Origin of the sequence: Mycobacterium sp. (assembly GCF_032162105.1) — a bacterium.
Classification (GTDB): domain Bacteria; phylum Actinomycetota; class Actinomycetes; order Mycobacteriales; family Mycobacteriaceae; genus Mycobacterium.
Genome location: NZ_JAVRPS010000247.1, coordinates 1 through 4323 on the forward strand (window position 1 = coordinate 1; position 4323 = coordinate 4323).

General features: G+C 64.5%; 4 protein-coding genes and 1 pseudogene. All 5 read left to right on the forward strand.

Annotated features, from left to right (window positions below; all coding sequences use genetic code 11):
- Positions 1–215: CGNR zinc finger domain-containing protein (locus QOC69_RS12345; RefSeq protein ID WP_526439799.1), on the forward strand; the 215-nt coding region annotated here is incomplete at its 5' end.
- Positions 216–586: 371 nt separating this feature from the next.
- Positions 587–2137 (forward strand): AtzH-like domain-containing protein, encoded by a 1551-nt coding sequence (locus QOC69_RS12350; RefSeq protein ID WP_526439801.1) that lies wholly within the window; start codon positions 587–589, stop codon positions 2135–2137.
- Between the two features lie 160 nt (positions 2138–2297).
- On the forward strand, positions 2298–3005 hold the full coding sequence (locus QOC69_RS12355; RefSeq protein WP_526439803.1) for a FadR/GntR family transcriptional regulator: 708 nt from the start codon (positions 2298–2300) through the stop codon (positions 3003–3005).
- A 183-nt stretch (positions 3006–3188) separates the two neighbouring features.
- Complete coding sequence (locus QOC69_RS12360) at positions 3189–4103, forward strand: ABC transporter substrate-binding protein (RefSeq protein WP_526439805.1); 915 nt, start codon at positions 3189–3191, stop codon at positions 4101–4103.
- Positions 4104–4141: 38 nt separating this feature from the next.
- A pseudogene (locus tag QOC69_RS12365) lies at positions 4142–4323 on the forward strand (hypothetical protein); the annotation flags it as partial.

Below are 4323 nucleotides of genomic sequence, written 5' to 3' on the forward strand. Positions count from 1 at the left end.
CCGGCACCGCAGCCGGCGCCGTGCGCGCCGTGCTGGCGTGGGACGCACTGCGCATCACCAGCCCGGGCCGGTTGCGCCCATGCGCCAACACCGAGTGCCAGCTGTTCCTGATCGACCGCAGCAAGCCCAACACCGCGCGCTGGTGCTCGATGGCCATCTGCGGCAACCGGATGAAGGCACGCAGGCACTATCAGCGCGGCCGTTCGACCAGCTGAATCGGCGCCAAATCGGACCGTGCGCAATCCATTCGGACGGCAGCCCGCCTTCATCTAACCGCCAACCAGATGTTGACAGGTTAACCGTGATCCGCTGACTCGGACACGTCACTAACCGTATAACACACGTTTGGGAGTTATCTGTGGATGCGCTGAAAGATAAGACCGTCTTGGCACTGGGGCGCGGCAGTGGAATCGCCCGCGCCGACGACCCGACCAACCTCAACCGCCGATCAGGTGTCGCAGTTCGACGCAGACATCGACACCTATGCGCGCGTCTGATTCGGCCACGGGCGGCGCGGTCGCTGATTGCGTGAAGGCATAATCTGCGTTTTCACGCGGGCGAAACATTCTGCATGCACTCTGTGCGCATGAGCAGCAGTATCGATTGCCCAGCCGTTGCTGAGAACGACGCCAATCAGGCTCTGGTTGCGGCATTTTGGCGTTACGAGTCAGCGCTGATGTCCAATGATGTAGCGGCACTCGATGATTTGTTCCTGAATTCCGAGGAGACCATACGTGCCGACCACGTCGCGGTGCTGCTAGGACACGACGCCATCGCGCGATTTCGTGCCGCCCGCACCGCCGGGGCACCGGCCCGAACCATCACTGCCGTCCACGTTCGCGAACTCTCGGACGACACCTCTCTGATCCTCGCCGAGACCTGCCGCCCCAACGGCGCCTGCGGCCTGCAGACGCAGGTCTGGACCAACACCGAAGAAGGGTGGAAGGTCGCCTACGCGCACGTGAGTGCGGGCGCACCACGCGACGCGACGATCTGGCGGAAAGTCGGCGCACCGCTGGTCACCGCAACGGCTCAGGGCACGCTCACGGGGATGTCGGTCGCCGTCAAGGACCTGTTCGCCATCGCAGGAGAGTCGATCGGCGGTGGCGCGCCCCGGTATCTCGAGCAGGCGCCGATCGAGACGGCCAACGCGCATGCAGTCGCGGCCCTAATCGGTCAGGGCGCGACCGTCATCGGCCTCGCACACACCGACGAACTCGCCTACAGCCTCGGCGGAACCAATCCGCACTACGGCACACCACCCAACCCGGCCGCACGCGAGCGGATCCCCGGAGGTTCGACCAGCGGTCCGTCGGTGGCCGTCTCGTCTGGTGAAGTGGACCTGGGGCTAGGCACCGACACTGCAGGCTCGATCCGGGTTCCAGCCTCTTACCAGGGTATTTATGGACTTCGCCCCACCCAAGGTGTCATCGACTGCGCCGGCCTCCTGCCGTTGGCGCGGTCGTTCGACACCGTCGGCCTCCTGGCCCGCGACATCGACACGCTCACCCGCGCCGCCGACGTCCTGCTGCCAAACCAACCGATCGACGACATCGAGACGCTGATCGTCGACCCAATGCTCCTCGGCTTCGCCGAACCCGCAGTTGCGCAATCGTTCTGGTCCGCCGTCGAAGCCCTCCGCGGCCACCTCGCAGTGGAGTACCGCGATGTGACCTGCGGTCGGATCGAGGAGTGGTTCAACGCCTTCCGTACGCTGCAGGCATACGAAGCCTGGCAGGTCCACGGCGAGTTCCTCACCCGCTATCCCGACGCTCTCGGGGCGGACGTCGCCGGCCGCTTCACCGCGGCGTCCAAAGTGACCGCGCACGACGCCGAGGCAGCAAGGGCCGCCCTCGTCGCCGCGCGGGAAGCGATCGACTCCGCACTGCCGCCCACGACGGGGCTGCTCCTGCCGAGCACCTCCGGCCCCGCGCCGCTGCGTTCGGCCGGATCGGCAGAGCGCGCCCGCACCGCCACCTTGCACCTCACGTGCCTGGCGAGTTTGTCCGGACGGCCGGCGATCTCAGCACCACTCTTGCATGCGGAGGGTGCTCCCGTGGGGTTGTGCGCCGTTGGGTCACCGGTAGGCGATCGATCATTGTTGCGATTTGCCTTGGACCACTTCACTTCTCGCTGAGAGCACGGCCCCAGGCACGTGACGCCACACCTTGCATGTTACGAGCAGATTGCTCGACGTCAAGAACCTGTTGCGAAGCGCTTCTCGGCTTGCACCGTGACGTAAGCGCTCATACGGTCGGTTCGTCCGATTGTCGGACCAAGATACCGATGGAGTTTCAGTGCGGGATGCACCGCTAGCGGGATTCGTCCGCCGTTCCACCGCGGTAGGCGTCGAGATCGTCGCCCACTTCGAGCGACTCATCTCGACGGGCGAACTCGCCCCTGGCACCCGTCTGCCAAACGAGCGGGAACTTGCTGCCTCGTTCAACGTATCTCGCACTTCGCTTCGCGACGCGATGCACGAACTACAAGTCAAGAACATGGTGGTCCGCCGCCCGGGGCGCGGCACCGTCGTGACCGAACCACCGGCAAGGGCCAACGATCTGTACGAGCGCATTTCGGAAGCCGAACGAACCCTGCGCGACGTTGCCGAGTTGCGTGAAACGATCGAGCCACGATTCGCCGAGCTCGCAGGCCGACGGATCACCGATTCGACGCTGATGGCGCTCGAGTCGATCCTCGAACGTACTAAACAGCCTCTGTCCCAGGAGGAATCGATCGAGCACGATATCGCGTTTCACGTGCTCATCGCGCAGGCATCCCAGAACCACCTGCTCGTGGCACTCGGGGCGCTGGCCAACGAGTGGACGGCTTCGACCCGTGCACTCTCACACGCCGATGTACCAGCTCGCAGCTTGTCCCACGACGGACATCACCGCGTGTACCTGTGCTTGCGCGACCGGGATCCGGAAGCCGCGAGACTAGCCATGTCGCAACACCTTTCCGAGGTCGCAGACCTCACCCGCTCCCGCCACCCGTCGTTCTGATCAATGACGATCATGCTGTCACGTCTCCACTTCCTCTGACCCGAAGGTTTCGCCATGTTTGCAGCACGTCCACGTCGGCGCCTCCGGCGCCTGGCGGTTGCTCTCGTCGCCTCCGCTGTGACGCTTGCCCCGGTAGCTTGCAGCGACGACGCGCCGCCCTCAGCAGGCTCGACCAAGATAACCGTGGTCCTCCCCTGGTACGCCGACCCGGAAGGAGGCGGGTACTTCGCAGCCCAAGCCGACAACCTGTACAAGGACAAGGGACTCGACGTCACGCTGCAACCGGGTGGCCCGCAGGTATCGGCGACTCAGCTGGTCGCATCAGGCCGGGCACAGATCGGCCACACCGACGCGGCAGGCATCGTGCAGGCTCAGCAGCAGGGTATCCCAATCATCGCGATAGCCGCGCTCTACCAAGATAATCCGGTAGGCATCCTGTCTCACAAGGACCAGAACATCACCTCCTTCGACACCATGGCGGGCCGCACCTTGGTGAGCCAAGCAGGCGCGCTGTACCCGGTCTGGTTGGACAAGGAGCTGGGTGTGTCGATGAAGACCATGCAGTACCAGGGATCCATTGCCTCCTTCCTCAAGAATCCGTCGCTGTTGCAACAGGGCTGGCCGACCAACGAAGTCCTGCAGGCCGAGGAAGCCAACGTGCCCGTGAACTTCGTGCCGTACTCGAAGTCGGGATTCAACCCATACAACGACGTGGTCTTTACCTCGAAGAGCTACTTCGACTCCCACAAGGACGAACTCAGGACATTCCTGGAGACCAGCATCACCGGCTGGCACGACTACATGTCCGACGTCAAGGTGGCTACGGCCGCCAACGAGGCGATCCTCAAGGCCAACACCGAGCAGTCCAGCAAGTCGGTGTGGTACGCGTGGGACAAGCAGCGCGAGTTCATCGTCGCCGGTGATGGCGCCAAACAGCTCGGTGCGATGACCGAGGCGCGCTGGAGCACGTTGGTCGACCAGCTGGCGAAGCTGGGACAGGTCACCACGAAACCGCAGTCGTCCGATCTGTACGACGCCAGCTTGCTCCCGACGATCTCCGCCCCCGCCGAGCTGCCGGCACCGCCCGCCGGGCCGTAGGCCGCACACGGAGTGATCGAGACCATGGGAAGCAGGCAATGAGAACGGTATTCAGCGGTGGCGGGGTCATCGTCGACGCAGACAGCGAGCTAGCGTCCGGCTTCGTCGTCGTCGACGACGGTGTGATCACCGGCGTCGGCGAGGGCGACGCCCCCATTGAATACCGGCAAGCCGCCGACCGCGTCGTCGACACCACGGGGCTGGCGGTGATGCCTGGCTT

What these genes read in the sequence shown, in the direction of transcription:
- QOC69_RS12350 (WP_526439801.1), top strand. Translation starts at nt 587, where the DNA reads ATGAGCAGCAGTATCGATTGCCCAGCCGTTGCTGAGAACGACGCCAAT.